We start from the raw sequence: 19,973 nt of genomic DNA, 5'->3' as shown, positions 1-19,973 counted from the left end.
CGTGGCTAAGATAACACGGACCGTCTCGTCTTCAGTGAGAGTAGCCCGTATGCCCCTCCCCCGCAGCGGACCCGTGCGCAGCGAAGCCGCGCGCCTGTCGATCCTCGAGGCGACCGCCGCCCTCATCGCCGAGCGCGGCTACGACCACCTCACGATGGAGGGCATCGCCGCTCGCGCGGGTGTCGGCAAGCAGACGATCTACCGCTGGTGGCCCTCAAAGGGCGCCGTGACGGCGGAGTGCCTCCTCGAGGGGATGCTCGTTCCCGGGCGATTCCAGCTGCCGCACACCGGTGACGTCCGACGCGACCTCGCGAGCTGGCTGGGAGAGATCTTCGGCTATCTCGGCAGCGAGCAGGGCGAGAGCATCCTGCGCTCGCTGATCGGCGCCGCCGCCGAGAACGCCGACGTGGGTCGACGCCTTCGCGACGCGCTCTTCCGCGCCGACTCGCTCTCGGCGCGCCTCACGGCGGCGATCGGCACGACCTCGAACCTGCCGCCCGACGCCCCCGTCGAAGAGCTCGCCGAGGCGCTCATCGGTGCGGTACTGCTGCGCGCCCTGAGCCGCGAGCCGGTCGCCCCCGGCGACGCCGAGCGCCTCCTCGACGCGGTGCTCGGACGCTGAGCCTCAGCGCGCCGTCGCCGAGAGTGCCCGTTCCTGCCATCGGCGCCCAAAAAAGCGGGCACGTTCGGCCGAAACGGGCACCGTCGGCGGCGAAGGAGCGTCAGCGCGACTCGGCGGCGCGCAGCGCGGCGATCTCGTCGTAGCGGGAACGGATGCTGCGACGCGTGTCGTGCGGAGGTTCGCGGTCGATCGCCACCGGCCAACCCGGGCGTGCTCCCGTGAGCGCCCACGCCGCCTGACGCGCGGCCCCGAGCGCCACATACTCCCCCGGCGACGGCACCGCGACGGGCGCGTCGAAGACCTGCCCGGCGATGACGGCGACGCCCTCGTTGCGCGCCGCACCCCCCACGAGCAGCACGCGTCGCGCCTCCACACCGAGCGAGCGGATCGCGTCGAGCCCGGTCGCCAGGCCCGCAAGCATGCCCTCGATCGCCGCGCGCGCGAGATCGGATCGCGTGGTGTTCGCCAGAGACAGCCCCGAGATCGATGCCCGCGCCCCCGGCAGGTTCGGCGTGCGCTCGCCCTCGAACCACGGGACGAGCACCATTCCGCCCGCACCGGGCTCGGCCTGCAGGGCGAGGGCGCCCAGCTGCTCGTGCGTGACGCCGAGCAGGCGCGACGTGGCGTCGAGCACGCGGGCAGCGTTCAGCGTGGCGACCAGCGGCAGATAGCCCCCGGCGGCGTCGGCGAACCCGGCGACGGTCCCCGACGCATCCGTCACGGCGTCCTCGGTGACGGCGAACACCGTGCCCGACGTGCCGAGCGAGACGACCACGTCGCCGGGCTTCGCGTCGAGCCCGAGGGCAGCTCCGGCGTTGTCGCCGGCGCCCGCGGCGACGACGGCGCCCTCGGCGGTGGTCCCCGCGCTCTCCTGCGGGTCGAGCACGCGCGGCAGCACCGCGTCGTGGCCGAGCGCCCGCACGAGCAGATCGCGGTCGTAGCCGGCGGCTCCCCAGTAGGCCGTGCCCGACGCATCCGACCTGTCGGTCGTCAGCGCCTCGAGGTCGGGCCGCTCGGGACCGTAGCCCCGCAGGCGCCAGGTCAGCCAGTCGTGCGGCAGCGCGACGGCGGCCACGCGGGCGGCCGCCTCGGGCTCGGCGTCGCGCAGCCAGCGGAGCTTCGTCGCGGTGAACGAGGCCACCGGCACCACCCCGGTGCGGCGCGCGTACTCGTCGGCGCCCACCTCCGCGACGAGGTCGGCGGCCGCCCGGCCCGAACGCGTGTCGTTCCACAGCAGCGCGGGCCGGATCACCCGACCGTCGGCATCGAGCACGACCATGCCGTGCTGCTGTCCTGCGATCGACACCGCAGCGACGTCGGCGAAGCCGCCCGCGTCGGCGATGGCCGACTGCAGGGCCGTCCACCACGCCTCGGGATCGACCTCGGTGCCCTCGGGATGCGACGCCCGCCCCTCCCGCACGATGAGCCCCGTCGCAGCATCCACCACGACGACCTTGCACGATTGCGTCGACGAATCGACTCCTGCCACGAGCGTCATCGCGCTCTCCTTCTTATCTCGACTGAAAGCCCAAGACACCCGGGCGGCGCGATGGTCGCGCCCGGGTGTCTTGGACTCTCGATGGGTGGCGGATGCGGCGTCAGCCGCGGGCGCCGAGCAGGTGCTCGGTTGCGAGCTGCTGCAGGCGCACGAAGCCGAAGCCGTGTCCGCCGAGGTACGCATCGGCGTCGAAGTCCTCGTACGCCGAGCGGTCGGCGAGGAAGTCGTCGTAGGTCTCGCCCTCGTTGAGGGTGGGCTGCGACAGCTCGGCGACCTTCGCGGCGGCGAGCGCCTCCTGCACCTCGGGGTCGGCGCGGAAGGCCGCGGCGCGCTCCTTCAGCAGCAGGTAGGTGTGCATGTTGGCCTTGGCCGAATCCCACACGCCCGTCTCGTCCTCGGTGCGGCTCGGCTTGTAGTCGAAGTGGCGCGGGCCGTCGTACGCGGGAACGCCGCCCGGGCCGCCGTTCTCGAGCAGGTCGACCAGAGCGAACGCGTTGTGCAGGTCGCCGTGACCGAAGACCAGGTCCTGGTCGTACTTGATGCCGCGCTGTCCGTTGAGGTCGATGTGGAAGAGCTTGCCGTGGTACAGCGCCTGAGCGATGCCGGCGGAGAAGTTCAGCCCGGCCATCTGCTCGTGGCCGACCTCGGGGTTGACGCCGACGAGCTCGGGGCGCTCGAGCGAGTCGATGAAGGCGATCGCGTGGCCGAGGGTCGGCAGCAGGATGTCGCCGCGGGGCTCGTTGGGCTTGGGCTCGATGGCGAACCGGATGTCGTAGCCCTTGTCGGTGACGTAGTCGCCCAGCAGGTTCACGGCCTCGCGGTAGCGCTCGAGGGCGGCACGGATGTCCTTGGCCGAGTCGTACTCGGCGCCCTCGCGGCCGCCCCACATGACGAACGTCTTCGCGCCGAGCTCGGCGCCGAGGTCGAGCTGGCGGAAGACCTTGCGCAGGGCGTAGCGACGCACGTCGCGGTCGTTGGAGGTGAAGCCGCCGTCCTTGAAGACGGGGGCGCTGAAGAGGTTCGTCGTGACCATCGGGACGATCAGGCCGGTGTCGGAGAGCGCGCCCTTGAGGCGGTCGATCTGCGTCTGGCGCTCGGCGTCGGTCGACCCGAACGCGAACAGGTCGTCGTCGTGGAACGTGAGGCCGTAGGCGCCCAGTTCGGCGAGCTTCTCCACGGCGTGCACCACGTCGAGGGCGGGGCGGGTGGGACCGCCGAAGGGGTCGGTTCCGTTGTAGCCGACGGTCCAGAGACCGAAGGAGAACTTGTCAGCGCGGGTGGGGGTGGTCATGGGGGCTCCTGCTCGACCTCGAACAAATATGTTGGCCTTAACAACCTAATCCATCCGACCGACCGCGTCCAGTGCCGTCGCGGCGGCCGTCCTCTGGCACAGTAGAGACGTGAGCGAAGCGGCAGCGAGGGGCGACGGCGTCCGGCGGGCCAATCTGTCCCGCATCCTCCGCCTCGTGCACGTCGACGGGCCGCGGTCGCGCGCCGCGCTCACCGAGGCGACCGGATTGAACCGCTCCACGATCGCCGCGCTCGTCGGCGAGCTCGTCGATGCGGGCCTCGTCGAAGAGCTCGCCCCCGACTCGCTCGGCCGTGTCGGGCGCCCCTCCCCCGTCGTGGCCCCCGACGGCCGCGTAGTCGCCATCGCTGTTCACCCCGAGGTCGACGCGACCACGATCGCCGCCGTCGGCCTCGACCGCCGCGTGGTCGCGCGCGACCGCATCGAGACCGCGGGGCCTCCCACGCCCGAGGAGACCGCCGCCCTCGTCGCGACGCACCTCGACGGATGGCGCGCCGGCGCTCTGCGCGACAGCCGCATCGAGGGCATCGGGCTCGCCGTGCCGGGGCTCGTGCGCTCCGCCGACGGACTCGTGCGGCTCGCCCCGCACCTCGGATGGGCCGACGCGCCGCTGCGCGACCTCGTCGCCGACGCCACGGGCCTGCACGCCGCGGTCGGCAACGACGCCAGCCTCGGGGCACTGGCCGAGCACCTCTTCGGCGCCGCTCGAGGCGCCGACGACGTCATCTACCTCAACGGCGGGGCGAGCGGCATCGGCGGCGGCTTGATCGTTCACGGGGTGCCCGTCGGCGGCGCCGACGGCTACGCGGGCGAGTTCGGCCAGAACCGTCCCGCGGCCGGCGCCGACCGCCGCGCGACCGAGGGTGTGCTCGAAGACGAGGTCAGCCGTTCGCGGCTGCTCGCGGCGGTGGGCTTGGAGAACTCCGACGAGCCGACCCTGGCGGCGGCCCTCGCCTCGGCGACGGAGCCCGGCGTGGCCGAGGAGGTCGCACGGCAGCGCCGCATCCTCGTCACCGCCCTCGCCAACGCCGTCAACGTCGTGAACCCGGCCGTGGTGGTGCTCGGCGGGTTCCTCGCGACGATCGCCGCCGACGCGATCCCCGCCCTCGTCGAGGGCGTGCGGGCGCAGTCGATGCCCGGCGTGGCCGACGCCCTCGAGCTGCGGCTCGCGGTGCTCGCCGAGGACCGACTGCTCATCGGCGCCGCCGAGATCGCCTTCGCCGAACTCCTGCGCGCCCCCTCGCCCGCCTGAATCCGCTCAGACTGACACCGACACACGATCGACGCGGGCGATCACGAGCCGCGCGTCGGCGGGCGTGACCTCGTGCACGTCGCCGACGATGTCCAGCCGGGCCGTGGTCTCCTTCTCGCTGCAGGAGGGACCCACCCACAGCTCGACGTCACCGGGCTCGACGATGCGGCGCATCGACGCATCGCTGAAGGCCAGACGCGTCGTGGGAACCTCGAACACGACCCGCACCTCCTCTCCCGGGGCGAGCTCCACGCGCCGATAGCCGATGAGCTGCGCCACGGGGCGGGTGACGCTCGCGAACAGATCGCGCGCGTAGAGCTGCACCAGCTCGGTGCCCGTGACGGCCCCGGTGTTGCGGACCGTCACCGCGGCCGAGAACGACGCCCCGGCACGCACCTGGTCGTCGACGCTGAGATCGCGTCGCTCGAACGTGGTGTAGCCGAGGCCGTGACCGAACGGCAGCGTCGGGGAGCTGGCGGCGCTGGTGATCTCCGAGTCTCCGCCCAGGATCGGATGCAGGTAGCTGAACGGCTGCGCCCCGGCTGAGCGCGGCAGCGACACCGGCAGATGCCCCGACGGGTTCACACGTCCCGAGAGAACAGCGGCGATGGCCTCGCCGCCGGCCTCACCGGGGAAGAACGCCTGCAGCACGGCGGCGGGGCGGCGGTCGCCGCTGAACGCCCAGTCGATGGCATAGGGACGACCGGTGAGCAGCACCGCGACCACCGGCGTCCCGGTGGCGACGAGCATCTCGACCAGCTCTCGCTGCTGCCCCGGCAGATCGAGGCTCTCGCGATCGTTGCCCTCACCGACTGTTCCGCGGCCGAAGAGACCGGCCCGGTCGCCGACGACGACGATCGCGATGTCGGCCTCGCGCGCGATCCTCTCGGCCTCGGCGAAGCCCGTTCGGTCGGTGCCCTCGACATCGCATCCGGCCGCCGCGACGATCTCCGCGCCGGCGAACTCGAGCCGCAGGGCGTCGAGCACGGTCGGGATCTCGATGCCGAGAGGGGTGCCGGGGTGGTGGGCGAGCACATGGTTGACGAACGAGTAGCAGCCCATCAGGGGCTCGGATGCTGCCGCGTTCGGGCCGATGACGGCGACCCGCCGCGGCCCGGTCACGGGCAGCGTCCCGTCGTTGGCGAGCAGCACGACCGACTCCTCCGCGAGGCGTCGGGCGATGTCGCGGAGCTCCGGGGTGTCGAGGTCGACCGAGGTCGGAGGATCGGCGAACGTCTCGTCGAGCAGGCCCAGCTGCTCCTTCTGCGTGAGCACTCGGATCACCGCCCGGTCGACCAGCGCCTCGTCGATGCGCCCCGAGCGCACGCCCTCTGCGAGGGGCGCGAGGAACGCATCACCGGTGGGGAGCTCCACGTCGATGCCGGCCCGCAGAGCGAGTTCGGCCGCCGCCCCCAGGTCGGCGGCGACCGCGTGCATCGAGTGCAGGAAAGCCACCGAGAAGTAGTCCGAGACGACGACGCCGTCGAAGCCCCACTGCTCGCGAAGGATCCCCTCGAGGTAGCGCGGGGTGGCTCCGACGGGCTCGCCGTCGATCTCGGCGTAGGAGTTCATGACCGAGCGCGCCCCACCGTCGCGGATCGCCATCTCGAACGGCGGGAGGAAGACGTCGGCGATCTCCCGAGGACCGGCGTGCACCGGGGCGTGGTTGCGCCCCGCCTGCGATGCCGAGTACCCCACGAAGTGCTTGAGCGTGGCGTGCACACCGGTGCTCTGGAGGCCCCGCACGTAGGCGGACCCCACCGTTCCGACGAGGTACGGGTCTTCGCCGATGCATTCGTCCACCCGCCCCCACCGGGGATCGCGCACGACGTCGAGCACCGGCGCGAGGCCCTGATGGATCCCCAGCTCCTGCATCGATTCACCGATCGCGCGGCCCATCTCCTCGACGAGATCGGGGTCGAACGCCGCGCCCCACGCGAGCGGCGTCGGGAAGGTCGCGGCCTTCCACGCCGCCAACCCCGTCAGGCACTCCTCGTGCACGAGCGCGGGGATGCCCAGGCGCGTCTCGGTCTTGAGTCGCCTCTGCTCGCCCCACAGCCACGCGGCGCGCTCGACCGGGTCGACCGGCCGCGTGCCGTAGACGCGGGTGAGGTGTCCCAGGCCGTGCACGGTGGCGTCGGCGTACGTCGTGGCCGTGGCCATCTCGCCCGCCATCGGCGCGACGACCTCGTCGCCCTGGTCGACCCAGAATCCCACCAGCTGGGCGAGCTTCTCGTCGAGTGTCATCTGCGCCCACAGCGCGCGTATGCGCGGCGAAGGGCCGGGAGTCGTCGGATCTATCACTGCGAGCCCTCTCAGCCCTTGACCGCGCCGGTCAGTCCGCCGACGATGCGGCGCTCGAACAGGCTGAAGAACACCAGCGCCGGGATCATCGACAGCGACGTGAAGGCGAGCACTCGCGCGGTGTCGACGGAGTACTGCGACGAGAACGCCTGTACCCCCAACGGCAGTGTGAATGTCGCCTCGTTGTTCAAGATGAACAGCGGCAGCAGATAGCTGTTCCAGCTGCCGATGAACGCGAGGATGCCGGTGGTGATGACCCCGGGCATCGACAACGGGATGACCATCCGCCAGAAGAATCCGATGCGGCTCGCTCCATCGATGAAGGCGGCCTCCTCGATCTCGTCGGGAATGGCGCGGAGGAAGGGCACGAGGATGATGATCGTCGTCGGCAGCGCGAACGCGATCTGCGGCAGGATCACCCCGGGCAGCGAGTTCATCAGTCCGAGGTTGCGCACCACGATGTACAGCGGTGTGATCGCCACCGTGATCGGGAACATCAGACCGGCGGCGAAGAGCGCGTAGAGCACTCCGCGCCCGCGGAACCGGTAGCGCGCGAGCACGTAGCTCGCCATGAGGCCGAGGATGACCGCGCCGGCCGTCGTCGTGAGGGCGGCGATGGCGGAGTTGAGCACCTGCCGCCAGAAGACCCCGCCCTGCAGCACGCTGAGATAGTTCTCCACGAGCCACGGCCCGGGGAATCCCGCCGGGTCGGTGGTGATCTGCGAGTTCGAGCGGAATCCGCCGAGCACGATGTAGGCGACGGGCGCCAGGAGCAACGCGATCACCACGAGCGCGAGGAAGTAGACGAACGGGTTCCCCCAGGGGAGCTTCGGGCGGTCGCGGGTCTTCCGCGCGCCGGTGCGCGTCGTCACGACGGCTGTCGCAGTGCTCATCGGCGTTTCCCTCCGGTCAGTGCGCCCTGCGTGTCGCGCCGCAGCACGAAGCGCTGATAGATCAGCGCGACGACGAGCGAGATCACGAAGATGACGACGGCGACGGCGTTGCCGTAGCCGTAGTTGCCGGCGTTGCGTCCCTCGGAGACCATGTAGGTCGCCATCGTGGACGTACCCGCCGTGGAGGCCACGTACTGGCCCCAGATGATGTAGACGAGATCGAACAGCTGCAGTGAGCCGATGATCGACAGGAACGCCCAGATGCGCAGCGTCGGCCCGAGCAGCGGCAGCGTGATGCGCCACTGGATCTGCCAGTACGACGCGCCGTCGATCGCGGCCGCCTCGGACAGTTCCTCGGGGATGCCCTGGAGGCCGGCGAGGAAGAGGATGACGGCGAAGCCGACGTACTTCCACGTGATGATGACCATCAGTGTCCAGATGGCGATCGACGGATTCGCGAGCCAGTCCTGCTCGAGGCTGCTGAGCCCGAGGTTCTCCAGCAGACCGTTCAGTGCGCCCTGCTGCTGGAGCATGAGGCTCCACCCGACCCCGACCACCACTTCGGCGATGACGTAGGGGACGAAGATGAGCACGCGGATGATCGACTGTCCGCGCATCCGACGGTTCAGAAGCAGCGCGAGCACGAGAGCCACCGGCCCCTGCAGCACCAGCGAGGCGACGACGATGAACGCGTTGTGGCCGAGGGCTTCGTGGAAGTTCGTGTCCTGAAGGATGATCAGGTAGTTGTCGAAGCCGACGAAGTCGGTCGGCGCCCCGTAGCCCTTCCAGTTGAAGAAGCCGTAATAGGCGGCGGCGACGACGGGGAAGATGACGAAGCCGAGGAAGACGAGGAGCGCGGGCCCGACGAGGAGCGCGATCTCGATGCGCCCCCTCCAGCCGATGCCCTTCGGGCGCCGGCCGACCGGCGGGAGCGACGGTGTGCCGTCGCCCCCGCCGTGCCCCGCGACCTCGACCGGAGCCTGCGTCTCCGAGGTCGATGTCTCGCGGACGTGCATTCGGTGGGTCCTAGCCCTTCGCAGCGGCGGCGTTCACCGCGTCGACGAGATCCTGCGGGCCGCTCTGTCCGGCGAGAAGGTCGACGACCGCGACGTTGAGCGCGTTGCCGACGTTCTGGCCGTAGACGGTGTCGAGCCACTGCGAGACGAACGGCGCCTCGTTGTAGGCCTCGATGATCTGCTGCAGGTACGACTCGGTGACCGACTCCTGTGCGACCGTGTTCACCGGCGGGGCGGCGAAGGCCTTGTAGTACTCCACCTGCACGTCAGCCGTGGCGAGGTAGTTCAGGAAGTCGACGCAGGCGTCGGGGGCGTCGACCGAGCAGGAATATCCGTCGATGCCGCCGAGGATCGCACCGGGCTCGCCGTCTCCTCCGGAGACCGCCGGGAACGGGAACCAGGCGAGATCGGCCAGCGGTGCCTGATCGGGCGTCAGCGAGCTGATGACCCCGGGGTTCCAGGCACCCATGAGCTCCATGGCGGCCTGGTGGTTGGCCAGCAGACCCGCCGACGACCCGGCGCCCTGCTGGGCGGCCGTCGAGAGGAAGCCCTGGTTGTACGGCTCGGTGGCGGCGAAGTCCTCGAGGTTCTCGGCGGCTTCGAGCCAGCACGGGTCGTCGAAGTTCTTCTCGGCGTCCGCCTGGGCCATGGCGTCGGCGCTGCACGCGCGGAGAGCGAAGAAGTAGTACCAGTGGGCGGCCGGCCAGGCGTCCTTGCCGCCGAGGGCGATCGGGGCGACCCCGGTGGCCTTGAGCGCTTCGACATCCGACTCGAGGTCGGCGATGGTCTCGGGAGTGCCCTCGATCCCCGCGGCATCGAACAGGTCCTGGCTGTAGAAGATGCCGCCGGGGAGGACGGCCACCGGCATCGAGTAGACCTTGTCGTCGATGATGCTCGCGGAATCGAACGTCGTCTGGGGGATCTCGCCGGTGGCGGTGTCCGAGAGCAGCCCGGTGAGGTCCTTGATCTGACCTGCCTCGACCATGGCCGCCATCTTCCCGCCGCCGCGCTGGAGGAACAGGTCGGGCGCATCGCCCGAGTTGAGAGCCGTCTGCAGCTTGCCGTCGAGCTCCTCGTTCTGCAGCGCCTGGATCTCGATCGTCACGCCGGGGTTGGCCGCTTCGAAATCGGCGACCGTCTTCTTCCAGAACTCCTGGCCGGGACCGGTCGAGGAGTTGTGCCAGAGGGTCATCGAGACGCTTCCGTCGGCGGACTCCGAGCCGCCTCCGGAGCATCCGGCGAGCGCGAGCGCTCCGGTGAGGGCGACGGCGACGCCTGCCCCGATTCTGCTGAGCTTCATGTGATCCACCTGTTCTCTTCGTTGAGTGCGTGCTCTGTCATCGAGCCGCCGGGTCCTATCCGGGCCGGTGATGCGGTGCGAGGGCCTGCGGACGCGTCCAGTGTCACCCGGCATGGTGTGACCGTCAAACGTTTTCGAAATCATTTTCAAAGGTCCTAGGATCAGGTCTCATGGCAAGACGAGCGACGATCCACGACGTGGCCGCGGCGGCGGGCGTCTCGGTCGCGACGGTATCGAAGGCCGTGAACGGCCGGTACGGGGTGGCCGAGGAGACCGCCGCGCGCGTGCTCCAGGCGGTGTCCGACCTCGGATACGAGTCGAGCCTCGTCGCCAGCAGCATGAGATCGAGGCGCACCGGGGTGATCGGGGTGCTCGTCGCCGACTTCGAACCCTTCAGCGCCGAGATCCTCAAGGGCGTGGGCTGGGGCCTGCGCGAGACGCACTACGACCTCCTCGCCTACAGCGGCTCCCGACAGCACTCCGACCAGGGGTGGGAGCGCCGTTCGCTCAGCCGCCTCAGTGGCACGCTGATCGACGGCGTCATCATGGTCACCCCCACCGTGCTCGAGGTGAACACCGAGGTGCCGATCGTCGCGGTCGACCCGCACACCGGTCACGCCGATCTCCCGACGGTCGAATCCGACAGCTTCGCCGGCGCTCATCAGGCGACCAGCTATCTCGCGGAGCTCGGCCACACGCGCATCGGATTCCTCGCCGGCCGCCCCGACCTGCGCTCGTCCATCCTGCGCGAAGCGGGGTACCGTCGAGCACTCTCCGACGCCGGCCTCCCCCACGATCCGCGCCTCACGCGGGTCGGCAGCTACCTCGCCGACGCGGTGGCCGTCGAGGCCCGCATCCTTCTGGAGACCGACCGGCCCCCGACCGCCGTCTTCGCGGCCAACGACGTATCGGCGCTCGGGCTCATCCGCGTGGCGGAGCAGCTCGGCATCCGCGTTCCCGACGACCTGTCGGTGATCGGGTTCGACGACATCCCCGATGCGTCGCAGTCGGCCATCCCTCTCACGACCGTCCGCCAGCCGATGCAGCGGCTCGGTGCGACGGCTGCCGCGATGCTGGTCGCGCTGATGTCGGGGCAGACCCCTGAGCAGACGCACGTCGAGCTGCCGACGCGTCTGGTTCCGCGCGCGACGACAGCGCCTCCGCGCGGCGCCGTCGCTGCGCGGACGATCGTCTGATCGACGGGTTCAGCGGGGTACGCGCACGCGACGGGGAACGAGCTCGCCGTCGATGACGTCGATGGCCATCAGGCCCGCGAAGACATCCGCGGGGTCGGTCGAGTCATTGGGGTGTCCGTCGTTATCGGACGCCGTGGGGCCAGGGTGCGTGGTCACAGCCGGGTTCTCCCTTCCGGTCATCACCCCACAATGACACCCCGCCCCGCGCGAGGCCGGTCCCCTTGACAAGCTGGGAGGCGATACGCATCCGTTCGCACGGCCCGTTAGGGTGAGCCGTATGGGCACCATCTACTACGGCGGGTCGGCGACTCCCATCCAGATCGAAGATCGCGCGCTTGCGCATCTGAAGGTCGTGATCGCCACCAAGCTCCGCCGTGGCGAGAGCTTCACCCTCTCCTGGCGTCATCCCGATGATCAGCCGCGCGGCCGCAGCACCCTGTGGCTGCACCCGTCCATCCCCCTGCGCTTCGTCTTCGACGACCCCGAACCCGCGCTCCTGAGCCGGGAGTGGGTGGAGGAGCTCGCCAACTCCGCCAGCTCCTCCGGCGGGATCATGCTCGTCTCCGAGCTCTTCGACGTCACCGCAGAGACCGCTCCAGAGCCCACAGCGAGCTGAGGTCGACCGCGGCGTCAGCCCTCTTCGACGAAGGCGTCTTCCGAGGGCTCCGGCACGATCGCGAGTCCGTTGGGCCCACTGGCGACGAGCATCAGCTCCTCGACCCAGGCCCGGTTGATGCGCGGGCTGCGGCTGCCGAAGAAGTGGAACTGGATCGGCACCGAGGGGTGCATCCAGAAGCTCCGCCTGCCGCTGCCGTCGCCCACCTCGATGTCGAACATGAACGACTCCGAGCGACGCAGCTTGTTCATCACCACGATGCGGAGGTGCGCCAGCGTGCGGTCATCGATGTCGACCGAGTTCGCCATCGTGTCGTAGATGAATCTGCCCATGTGGCGAGCCTACCCGTCGTCGACGCCGACCCCCTTGCCATCCCGACGCACCGCTCGCAAGGCCCCCGTGCAGGAGAAGACGACACGGTAGCTTTGCCGGGTGGGAACGATCTACTACGGAGACTCCTCGGCACCGATCGAGATCGAGGACCGCGCTCTCGCGCACCTCAAGGTTGTCATCGCGACCAAGTTGCGCAGGGGCGAGAGCTTCACCCTCTCGTGGACGCACACCGACGATGCCGAGCCGGGGCGCAGCACCGTCTGGCTGCATCCGTCGATCCCTCTGCGCTTCGTCTTCGACGACCCCGAGCCCGCGCTGCTGAGCCGGACGTGGATCGAGGAACTGGCCGCATCGGCGAACTCCTCCGGCGGCCTCATGCTCGTGGCCGAACCCACCGACGGCAACAGCCGCTCCTCCTGAGCAGAGCCGTCAGCGCTCGTCGAGCATCTCGCGCACGCCGCCCTCGAGCGCTGCCGGCACGACGAGCGGCCGACCGGCCGTGAACGCCTCCCACTCGCGCATGAGAATCGTCTCGATCCTCGTGACCGACACGCTCGGGTAGTCCACGCACAGACGTGAGACGACCGTCGCGAACGGCACGACCTCCACACCCTCGATGACGACGTGCCCGTCGTCGACCGAGGGAGCCGGCGTCGCCGCATCCGCTCTCCGGGTCTCCATGTGACCCATGGTTCCACGGCGCAAGCCGACAATCGAATGTTATTTCGATGCCTAGTCAAGCGAGCTTCTTGCTCGCCTCTCGACCTCAGGGCAGAAGGTCGGATGCCTCGTCATCGGCCGGGTGCGCGTCCACCCGGTCGACGGCGTCCTGCAGACGGGAGAGGCACGACACCACGGCGGCGCTCTCCTCCGGCGTCATGTCGATGACGGCGGCCATCATGCGCTCGTGCATGTCGCCGAGCGTCGCGCGCACCTCTTCGTCGGAGCGGGCGGTGGCCACGACGCGGACGCTGCGGCGGTCGGTGGGGTGAGGCACCCGGACGACGTGGTTCGACCGCTCGAGGCGGTCGACGATGGCGGTGGTCGAGGCGGTCGAGACGCCGAGGTAGCGGGTCAGCTCGCTCGGGGAGACCTGTCGGCCCTCGCGTGCGGCCTTCAGGAGGTACCGGAGGACGAGCAGTTCGTTCTCGCCCATCGACATCGAGTCGCGGGTGCGACGACGCATCGCGACCTCGGCGGCGCGGTACAGGCGGAAGGCCTGGAGCACCTCGACGGCGCGCTGGCGCTGCTCCGCTTCTGTCGCGCCGTACCAGTAGCGCGAGTCGGTCTGTCGATGTTCCACGTCAAAATCCTATGCCAGCGCTCGACGGGAGGACCGGCGGACGCCTACCGCTTCAGGCCTCGCCGAGCAGCCGCGTACGCACCTCGCGCCGCAGCACCTTGCCGATGAGCGAGCGCGGCAGATCCTCGACGACGAAGACACGCTTGGGTACCTTGTAGGCCGCCAGGCGAGTGCGGCAGAAGTCACGCAGGGTGGTGACGTCGATCGTCGCGCCGGGTCGCAGCACGACCGCCGCGGCGACGATCTCTCCGCCGTCACGTCGCGGGAGGGCGACGACGGCGGCGTCGGCGACGTCGGGGTGCTGTTGCAGCGTCTCCTCGACCTCGGTCGGCGACACGTTGAAGCCTCCCGTGATGATGAGCTCCTTGAGGCGGTCGACGATCGTGACGAAACCGTCGGGCGCGACGGTGACGATGTCGCCGGAGCGCACCCACCCGCCCTCGAGGAGAGAGTCGGCCGACTCCCCCGGACGACGCCAGTAGCCCTGGAACACCTGGGGCCCCCGGATGAGCAGCTCGCCCGGCTCGCCGGGCTCCACGTCGACCGACGGATCCTCGGGGTCCACCACCCGGATCTCGGTGCTCGGGAACGGAACCCCGACCGTCCCCGGGCGTCGCGAGGGGCCGATGGGGTTGCCGAGGGCGACGGGCGAGGTCTCGGTCATGCCGTACCCCTCGACGAGCAGACCGCCGGTGGCCTCCTCCCACCTCTCGACGGTCGCGACCGGCAGGCTCATCGCCCCCGAGATGGCGAACCTCACCGATGTCAGGTCGATCGACCCCTGGGCGGACGCACGGGAGAGCTGATCGTAGATCGGCGGCACGGCGGGCAAGAAGGTCGGCGGGCTCTTCTTCGCCGCATCCGATACCAACGACACGTCGAAGGTGGGGAAAAGGACCACGCGTGCCCCGATGCTCATCGCGAACGTGAGGCAGAGGGTCATGCCGTAGGCGTGGAACAGCGGCAGCACGCCGTAGAACGTCTCCTCGCCCTCTCGCAGGCCCGGCACCCACGCCCGCCCCTGCATGGCGTTCGCCCGCAGGTTGCCGTGGGTGAGGATCGCCCCCTTCGGCGATCCCGTCGTGCCGCTGGTGTACTGCAGCAGCGCGATGTCGTCGACGGACGGGCGCGGTGTGCGCCGCGGAAGGCGACGGCCCTCGACGAGCGAGGCCCACGAGACGGGATGCTTCGCCCGCGGCTTCGCCGTGAGCTTCGCCCGCGCCGCGCGGGCCTTCGCCACCGGGAGGCGCAGCGCCACACGCTTGGACCACGGGAAGGCCTCGGTCATGTCGACCGCGACGATCTGCTCCGGCCGGACGTCCTGGGGGAAGTCGTCGACGACGTCGTAGACCTTGTCCCAGACGATGGCGAATCTCGCCTCGTGGTCCTCGAACTGGTGACGCAGCTCCCGCGGGGTGTAGAGCGGATTGTGCTCGACGACGATCGCGCCCAGGCGCAGCACCGCGTAGAACGCGACGACGTGCTGGGGGCAGTTCGGGAGGATGAGAGCGACCCGATCGCCCGCGACGACACCCAGGCGACACAGCCCCTCGGCGGCCCGTTCGATCTGGTCGCCCAGATCGCGGTACGAGGTGACGGCGCCGAAGAACTCCAGGGCCGGAGCCTTGCCGTGCGTCTTCACGCTCGCCTCGATCATGTCGGGGAGCGTTTCGACGACCTCGTCGATCTCAGAGGGAACCCCCGGCGCATAGGCGGCGAGCCAGACCTTCGACTCGTGCGGATTGGACGTAGCCACGGGCGGGCCTCCCTGGGGTAGCTGCGGAATTCCAGGGTAGGCGGCCAGGGTGCACGTCGCATTCGCTTGCGCTTCGCGGTCGCACGTGCAGGGTCCCCGCGCACACGACAGGGGGTTGCGGTCGGCGCAGGCCTGCCTAGCGTGGAGGGATGACGGACATACGGAAGCGTCGGCAGCGGCCGGCCGTCTCCCTCCTCCCGCTCGCGGTGCTCCTCGCCGCCTGCACGGCGGGCGGCTCGACCGACCCGGATTCCGCCACCACCCCTCCCCCGGTGGCGCCGCCCTCATCGCCCCGGGCGTCTCCTGAACCCACCTCGCTCGTCATCCCCGGGGTCTCCGAGGGCGAGGTGGCCCGCGCCGAGTTCGTGACGGGTGCGGACGGGATCCCCAGCGCGAGCTCGATCGCGGAGGACACGGTGACCGACGGTGGCATCTACACCGTGGAAGGAGCGTGCACCGGCACCCGCGCCGCCTACAAGGTCGAGACGGCCGTCGCCGGCGACGATCGCCGGAACCTGACGTCGTCGTCGATCCGGTGCGACGAGCCGTACCGCAGCACGTTCACCGTCACGGGCTATGACGGGGTCGTGCAGCTGAGCTTCACCGACACCGACCTCATGGAGACGGGATGGGTGCGGGTCCTCCCCGCAGGCACCCCCTGACATCGCTCACGCGGGGCCGACGTCAGGAGAAGGAGAGCTCGCCACGCACGATCGAGTCGCCCGAGTGGTCGGGGTCCCCGTCCACGGGCTCCTGCGAGACATCGACCACCGGGAAGCGAGCGAGGTCCACACCGGCGGGCACGGTCAGGGTGCCCGCGTCGTCGTCGAGCACACCGAGGCTGACCAGCTCTGACGCGTCGGCGGCGATGAGCCATACCTCCCGGTAGGTGTCGGGCGCCGCATCCGCGGAGACCTCGACGCGCACGAACCGTGAGCCGTCCGGATTCTCCTCCACGACCGCGGAGCCCCGTGCGCCGGGATGATCGGGGAACGCGGCGAGGGATGCCTGCGCGACCTCCGTGGGCGTCGTGGAACTGGTCCACGCCCAGGTTCCCAGACCCGCGCCGGCGACGAGGAGCGCGGCGGCAGCGAGCCCCCAGCTGCGACCGGGGCGCCGACGCTTGGCAGAGTGCCTGCTCGCAGCGGCTCGGGGCGGCGCCGGGGCGGGCGTGGTAGGCGCCGCGTCGGGGACGGGCGCAGCCGGCACAGCGGATCTCCCGAGCGCGAGCTCGGCGGCGATGCGCTCCCAGACGACCTCCCTCGGACGCTCGAGATCGCCGGCGTCGAGGGTCGCCCTCCCGGCGAGCGCCGCACGGCGGAGACCGGCGAGGTTGTCGGCGCACTCGTCGCACGCGTCGAGATGCCGATCGGTCTCCGATGTCGCAACAGGCTCGCCGAGCGCGATGAGCGCGAGCAGCTCAGGATCGATGTGCTCCATGTGTCACCTCCAGTCGAGTGCGCATGCGTTCCAGGCTGCGGCGGATATGACTCTTGACGGTACCCAGCGGCATCCCGATGCGGCGGGAGATCTCGTCGTGGGTCAGGTCGTCGAAGAACGCCAGCCTCATCACTCTCCGAGCATCGGGTTCCAGGCGATCGATCTCCTGTGCCACAAGTAGTGTGTCTCCGAGATCGACCGGCGCCGACGCCCTCAGGTCGTCCGGGCTCGTCACGCGCTGCAGCTCCTCCTGCAGCGCACGGATGCGGCGTCGGGCCTCGTGCATGTCGGCGATTCGGCGCTTGGCTATCGCGATGATCCAGGTCGACAGCCGCGCCCGCGCCGGGTCGTACGTCGTTCTCGACGTCCACGCCGAGACGAACGTCTTCTGCGTGACGTCTTCGGCATCGGTGCGGTCGCCCAGCGAGCGGATCGCGAGGGTATAGACCACGGGCGACCATCGCCGATAGGCGTGGGCCAGAGCGATCTCGTCGCCCGCGACGAACGCCTCCTCCGTCGAGAGCTCGCCGTCGGGGTCTGCCACGGGGTCCCGGCCTCCCTGTCTGGTCATCGCGCAGCCACCGGCGCCGCGATGACCACGACGTTGTCGTCGTAATGGCCCGTCCGGCTGTCGAACTCCCCGCCGCACGTGATCAGTACGAGATCGTTCGTGGCCTGCCGCGCGAAGAGCTCTTCGGTCGGCAGGACGTCTTTCGGATAGTAGGTCACCGATTCGACCGCGTACAGAGCGCTCCGGCCATCCTGTCCGACGACCTCGATCTGCGTGTCCGGCGCGAGGTCGCGCAGCGCCGCGAACGGGCCGATCGGATAGTCCGGCGCGTCGATGTGCGCCGAGATCACGGTGTTGCCGTCCGGGCTCCACGGGTCTGAGCCGAACCGGTACCACCCGGCGATCGCCGGGTCGACGGGCAGCTCCATGAACCCGCCGGTCTCGACACCGACGGGGACCACCTCCACGTCGACCCGCGCGTCCGCGATGCTCACCCGCACCGGGGGCACTGCAGCACGGGGAGCGCGCAGTGAGCTGTCGACGCGGGGGACGTCGACGACCGGGGCTGAGGGAGTCGCGGACGGGATCGACGCGGAGGCAGTGGGTGCGCCCGCCCCGAGGGGGGTCGGGGCGGGCGCACAGGCGGAGAGCACGAGAACCAATGCGAGGGGAGCTGTGCGTCGCAGGTTCATGGGAAGGGCTCTCCGGTCTCAGTGGCAGGTCAGACGGTGTGCTTCGCACCGCGCGAGCGTCGGACGACGGCGGTGGCGGCTACCGCTACGGCACCCGCGATCGCTGCGAATCCGATCGCCCACAGACCCTGCGTGGCAGCGTCCCGCTGTGCCGCGTACCCGGCGGTACCCGAGATGACGGCGCCCGGCACGGTGTGACCGACGGTCACGGTCTGCGTGGCAAGGGCGAGGTTGCCGTCCGCCGCGCTGCCCCAGGCGTAGACCACCGTCAGCACGCCGTCCTGGATGGCGACGTCTGCCGGGCCGATCACGGGGTCGGTGGTGCCGGCGAGGGCGACCGCCGCCGAGACGGTTCCGACGGGGAGGTCGAGGGTCGCCTCCTTCGGGTTCACGAGGCCTTCCACGACAGGCGACCCACCGGCGAGGATGTCCACCGAGGGGGCTGCGGCGACGTGGCGCACCGTGAGGCGCCCTTCGCCCGCCGCCGTCGTCTGGGTGTCATTGACGAACGGGGTGACCGTGGGCGCACCTGCCTCCGTGAGGTGAGCGACGGCGGTGTAGCTCGTGTTGGCGGCCAGGTCGACGGTGGCCTCGAGGATCGGGGCGCTGGCGTCCGCAGCATCCGGTGCCGTGATGGCGATGTCGTACGATCCCGCGGCGAGGTCGAGCGGACCTGCGAGGGTGCCGGGCTGGAAGTCGTCGAGGGTCAACGCACCGTTGACGTACACGTCTACGGGTGTGTCGGGGATGGCGTGGAGTACGGAGAGATCGGCCGTCGTGGCCGAGATGGCCTGAGCGGGGGCTGCGAAGCCCGCCGCGAGGGCGAGACCGGCGATCGCGCCGGCTGCGAGTGTCTTGCGCACGTTTCCTCCTTCATCGAAGCGGGCCGAACACCCGCACCCAGTACTTCCGGCCGAGCGGCCTCGGCGGATGCAGGAAGGAGAAGATTTCTCGAGTTATCTCCGCGGCGCGGAGGCGCCGGTTTGCCAGGCGCACGGCGGGCGCGGATGCTGGGAGCGTGACACTTCCTTCTCCGGCGACCGGCGACGTATCCCGTGAGGCCGACGCAACAATCCTCGACAACCCGGCATGGCACGCGCTCACGGGTCCGCACGCTCATTTCGCCCTGGGCAACGACCTCGTGCGGAAGTACCCCGACGACGTCGCGCCCTTCCTGGCGGTGCGAACGTGGGATGACCCGGCGGTGTGGGACGCGCTGATAGATCTCGTCGGTCCGGGCGGGGAGGTCGGGTTCTCCGGGGCCGACCCCGTCCTCCCGCCGGGATGGGACGTGATGTGGCGCGGAGAAGGGGTGCAGCTGATCGAGACGCCGGCGCTGAAGGCCCGACCCGATGAGGAGGCCGTCGAACTCGGGGCCGCCGACGTCGCCGAGATGTTGGCCATCGTGGAGCGGAACCAGCCCGGACCTTTCCGCCCTCGAACGCATGAACTCGGCCGCTACGTCGGCATTCGACGGGAGGGGCACCTCGTGGCGATGGCCGGAGAGCGGCTGCACCCCACCGGGTGGACCGAGATCAGCGCGGTGTCGACAGACCCGGAGTTCCGTCGGCGCGGCCTCGCATCGCGTCTCGTCCTCGATGTCGCCTTCCACATCCGCGAGCGTGGCGATCGCGCGATGATGCATGCCGCGGCGACGAACGTGAATGCCATCGCGACGTACGAGCGTCTGGGCTTTGCGCTGCGTCGCACGACGACGTTCGCGGGCGTGCGCACTCCCGTCGATGCATCGGTGGCGCGCACGTAGCGCGCCTTAACGCAGAAAGGCCCCGCCGATGGCGGGGCCTTTCTCGCAGACTGCTAAGCAGCCCGCACATGGAAATGGCCACCCAACGTTGGGTGGCCATTTCACTGAAAAGAAGTCCGGCGGTGTCCTACTCTCCCACAGGGTCCCCCCTGCAGTACCATCGGCGC

The 19,973-nt window shown here is 70.2% G+C and carries 22 protein-coding genes; 7 read left to right on the top strand and 15 right to left on the bottom strand.

Annotated elements, in window-relative coordinates; translation table 11 throughout:
• Nucleotides 1-49: 49 nt before the first annotated feature.
• Nucleotides 50-622: a TetR/AcrR family transcriptional regulator gene (locus DEU34_RS08640; protein WP_121149821.1), complete on the top strand. Its 573-nt coding sequence runs from the start codon at nt 50-52 to the stop codon at nt 620-622.
• A gap of 100 nt (nt 623-722) precedes the next feature.
• Here the strand turns inward: DEU34_RS08640 and xylB are convergent, their stop codons facing one another.
• On the bottom strand, nt 723-2,120 hold the full coding sequence (gene xylB / locus DEU34_RS08635; RefSeq protein WP_121149820.1) for a xylulokinase: 1,398 nt from the start codon (nt 2,118-2,120) through the stop codon (nt 723-725).
• Between the two features lie 100 nt (nt 2,121-2,220).
• Nucleotides 2,221-3,411, bottom strand: coding sequence for a xylose isomerase (gene xylA, locus DEU34_RS08630; RefSeq protein ID WP_116647676.1), 1,191 nt, complete (start codon nt 3,409-3,411; stop codon nt 2,221-2,223).
• Between the two features lie 109 nt (nt 3,412-3,520).
• On the opposite strand from xylA, the gene DEU34_RS08625 reads away from it, so the two are divergent.
• Nucleotides 3,521-4,681 (top strand): ROK family transcriptional regulator, encoded by a 1,161-nt coding sequence (locus tag DEU34_RS08625; RefSeq protein ID WP_121149819.1) that lies wholly within the window; start codon nt 3,521-3,523, stop codon nt 4,679-4,681.
• 6 nt (nt 4,682-4,687) lie between these two features.
• Here the strand turns inward: DEU34_RS08625 and DEU34_RS08620 are convergent, their stop codons facing one another.
• From DEU34_RS08620 to DEU34_RS08605, 4 genes are all read right to left on the bottom strand, one after another.
• Complete coding sequence (locus tag DEU34_RS08620) at nt 4,688-6,928, bottom strand: beta-glucosidase (protein ID WP_121149818.1); 2,241 nt, start codon at nt 6,926-6,928, stop codon at nt 4,688-4,690.
• A gap of 68 nt (nt 6,929-6,996) precedes the next feature.
• Nucleotides 6,997-7,878, bottom strand: coding sequence for a carbohydrate ABC transporter permease (locus tag DEU34_RS08615; RefSeq protein ID WP_121149817.1), 882 nt, complete (start codon nt 7,876-7,878; stop codon nt 6,997-6,999).
• Complete coding sequence (locus DEU34_RS08610; RefSeq protein WP_121149816.1) at nt 7,875-8,894, bottom strand: carbohydrate ABC transporter permease; 1,020 nt, start codon at nt 8,892-8,894, stop codon at nt 7,875-7,877. The genes DEU34_RS08615 and DEU34_RS08610 overlap by 4 nt, the downstream gene beginning before the upstream one ends.
• A 10-nt stretch (nt 8,895-8,904) precedes the next feature.
• Entirely contained in the window at nt 8,905-10,194 is a 1,290-nt protein-coding gene (locus DEU34_RS08605; protein WP_121150538.1) for an ABC transporter substrate-binding protein, read from the bottom strand.
• A gap of 170 nt (nt 10,195-10,364) precedes the next feature.
• Between DEU34_RS08605 and DEU34_RS08600 the strand changes: the two genes are divergently transcribed.
• Nucleotides 10,365-11,390 carry a LacI family DNA-binding transcriptional regulator gene (locus DEU34_RS08600; protein WP_121149815.1) on the top strand — a complete coding sequence of 342 codons (1,026 nt, stop codon included), beginning with the start codon at nt 10,365-10,367 and terminating at the stop codon, nt 11,388-11,390.
• 9 nt (nt 11,391-11,399) lie between these two features.
• Here the strand turns inward: DEU34_RS08600 and DEU34_RS16250 are convergent, their stop codons facing one another.
• On the bottom strand, nt 11,400-11,546 hold the full coding sequence (locus DEU34_RS16250) for a hypothetical protein (RefSeq protein WP_183042414.1): 147 nt from the start codon (nt 11,544-11,546) through the stop codon (nt 11,400-11,402).
• A gap of 121 nt (nt 11,547-11,667) precedes the next feature.
• On the opposite strand from DEU34_RS16250, the gene DEU34_RS08595 reads away from it, so the two are divergent.
• Complete coding sequence (locus DEU34_RS08595) at nt 11,668-12,006, top strand: hypothetical protein (RefSeq protein WP_121149814.1); 339 nt, start codon at nt 11,668-11,670, stop codon at nt 12,004-12,006.
• Between the two features lie 14 nt (nt 12,007-12,020).
• Here DEU34_RS08595 and DEU34_RS08590 read toward each other — a convergent pair whose 3' ends face one another.
• Nucleotides 12,021-12,338, bottom strand: coding sequence for an ATP-dependent DNA ligase (locus DEU34_RS08590; protein WP_116647669.1), 318 nt, complete (start codon nt 12,336-12,338; stop codon nt 12,021-12,023).
• 100 nt (nt 12,339-12,438) lie between these two features.
• Between DEU34_RS08590 and DEU34_RS08585 the strand changes: the two genes are divergently transcribed.
• The gene (locus DEU34_RS08585; protein WP_121149813.1) at nt 12,439-12,759 is read left to right on the top strand and encodes a hypothetical protein; all 321 of its coding nucleotides are present in this window, start codon (nt 12,439-12,441) and stop codon (nt 12,757-12,759) included.
• A gap of 9 nt (nt 12,760-12,768) precedes the next feature.
• Here DEU34_RS08585 and DEU34_RS08580 read toward each other — a convergent pair whose 3' ends face one another.
• The 3 genes from DEU34_RS08580 to DEU34_RS08570 all read right to left on the bottom strand — a co-directional run bounded on the left by DEU34_RS08580 (nt 12,769) and on the right by DEU34_RS08570 (nt 15,398).
• Complete coding sequence (locus tag DEU34_RS08580; protein ID WP_121149812.1) at nt 12,769-13,020, bottom strand: hypothetical protein; 252 nt, start codon at nt 13,018-13,020, stop codon at nt 12,769-12,771.
• Between the two features lie 85 nt (nt 13,021-13,105).
• A complete protein-coding gene (locus tag DEU34_RS08575; RefSeq protein WP_121149811.1) occupies nt 13,106-13,642 on the bottom strand; it encodes a MarR family winged helix-turn-helix transcriptional regulator in 537 nt (178 codons plus the stop codon).
• 52 nt (nt 13,643-13,694) lie between these two features.
• Nucleotides 13,695-15,398, bottom strand: coding sequence for a long-chain-fatty-acid--CoA ligase (locus DEU34_RS08570; protein ID WP_183042413.1), 1,704 nt, complete (start codon nt 15,396-15,398; stop codon nt 13,695-13,697).
• Nucleotides 15,399-15,547: 149 nt separating this feature from the next.
• Here DEU34_RS08570 and DEU34_RS08565 point away from each other — a divergent pair, with 149 nt between their 5' ends.
• Nucleotides 15,548-16,060 carry a hypothetical protein gene (locus DEU34_RS08565; protein WP_183042412.1) on the top strand — a complete coding sequence of 171 codons (513 nt, stop codon included), beginning with the start codon at nt 15,548-15,550 and terminating at the stop codon, nt 16,058-16,060.
• 22 nt (nt 16,061-16,082) lie between these two features.
• Here the strand turns inward: DEU34_RS08565 and DEU34_RS08560 are convergent, their stop codons facing one another.
• The 4 genes from DEU34_RS08560 to DEU34_RS08545 all read right to left on the bottom strand — a co-directional run bounded on the left by DEU34_RS08560 (nt 16,083) and on the right by DEU34_RS08545 (nt 18,904).
• Nucleotides 16,083-16,838 carry an anti-sigma factor gene (locus DEU34_RS08560; RefSeq protein WP_121149808.1) on the bottom strand — a complete coding sequence of 252 codons (756 nt, stop codon included), beginning with the start codon at nt 16,836-16,838 and terminating at the stop codon, nt 16,083-16,085.
• Complete coding sequence (locus DEU34_RS08555; RefSeq protein WP_259460090.1) at nt 16,819-17,382, bottom strand: RNA polymerase sigma factor; 564 nt, start codon at nt 17,380-17,382, stop codon at nt 16,819-16,821. Before DEU34_RS08555 ends, DEU34_RS08560 begins: the two co-directional genes overlap by 20 nt.
• A gap of 23 nt (nt 17,383-17,405) precedes the next feature.
• Complete coding sequence (locus DEU34_RS08550) at nt 17,406-17,843, bottom strand: class F sortase (RefSeq protein WP_259460089.1); 438 nt, start codon at nt 17,841-17,843, stop codon at nt 17,406-17,408.
• 227 nt (nt 17,844-18,070) lie between these two features.
• Nucleotides 18,071-18,904 carry a DUF4397 domain-containing protein gene (locus tag DEU34_RS08545; RefSeq protein ID WP_121149805.1) on the bottom strand — a complete coding sequence of 278 codons (834 nt, stop codon included), beginning with the start codon at nt 18,902-18,904 and terminating at the stop codon, nt 18,071-18,073.
• A 155-nt stretch (nt 18,905-19,059) separates the two neighbouring features.
• Here DEU34_RS08545 and DEU34_RS08540 point away from each other — a divergent pair, with 155 nt between their 5' ends.
• On the top strand, nt 19,060-19,806 hold the full coding sequence (locus DEU34_RS08540; protein WP_121149804.1) for a GNAT family N-acetyltransferase: 747 nt from the start codon (nt 19,060-19,062) through the stop codon (nt 19,804-19,806).
• Nucleotides 19,807-19,973 lie beyond the last annotated feature (167 nt).

Source organism: Microbacterium sp. AG1240 (assembly GCF_003635115.1).
Taxonomy (GTDB): domain Bacteria; phylum Actinomycetota; class Actinomycetes; order Actinomycetales; family Microbacteriaceae; genus Microbacterium.
This window is presented reverse-complemented; position numbering and strand designations above follow the sequence as displayed.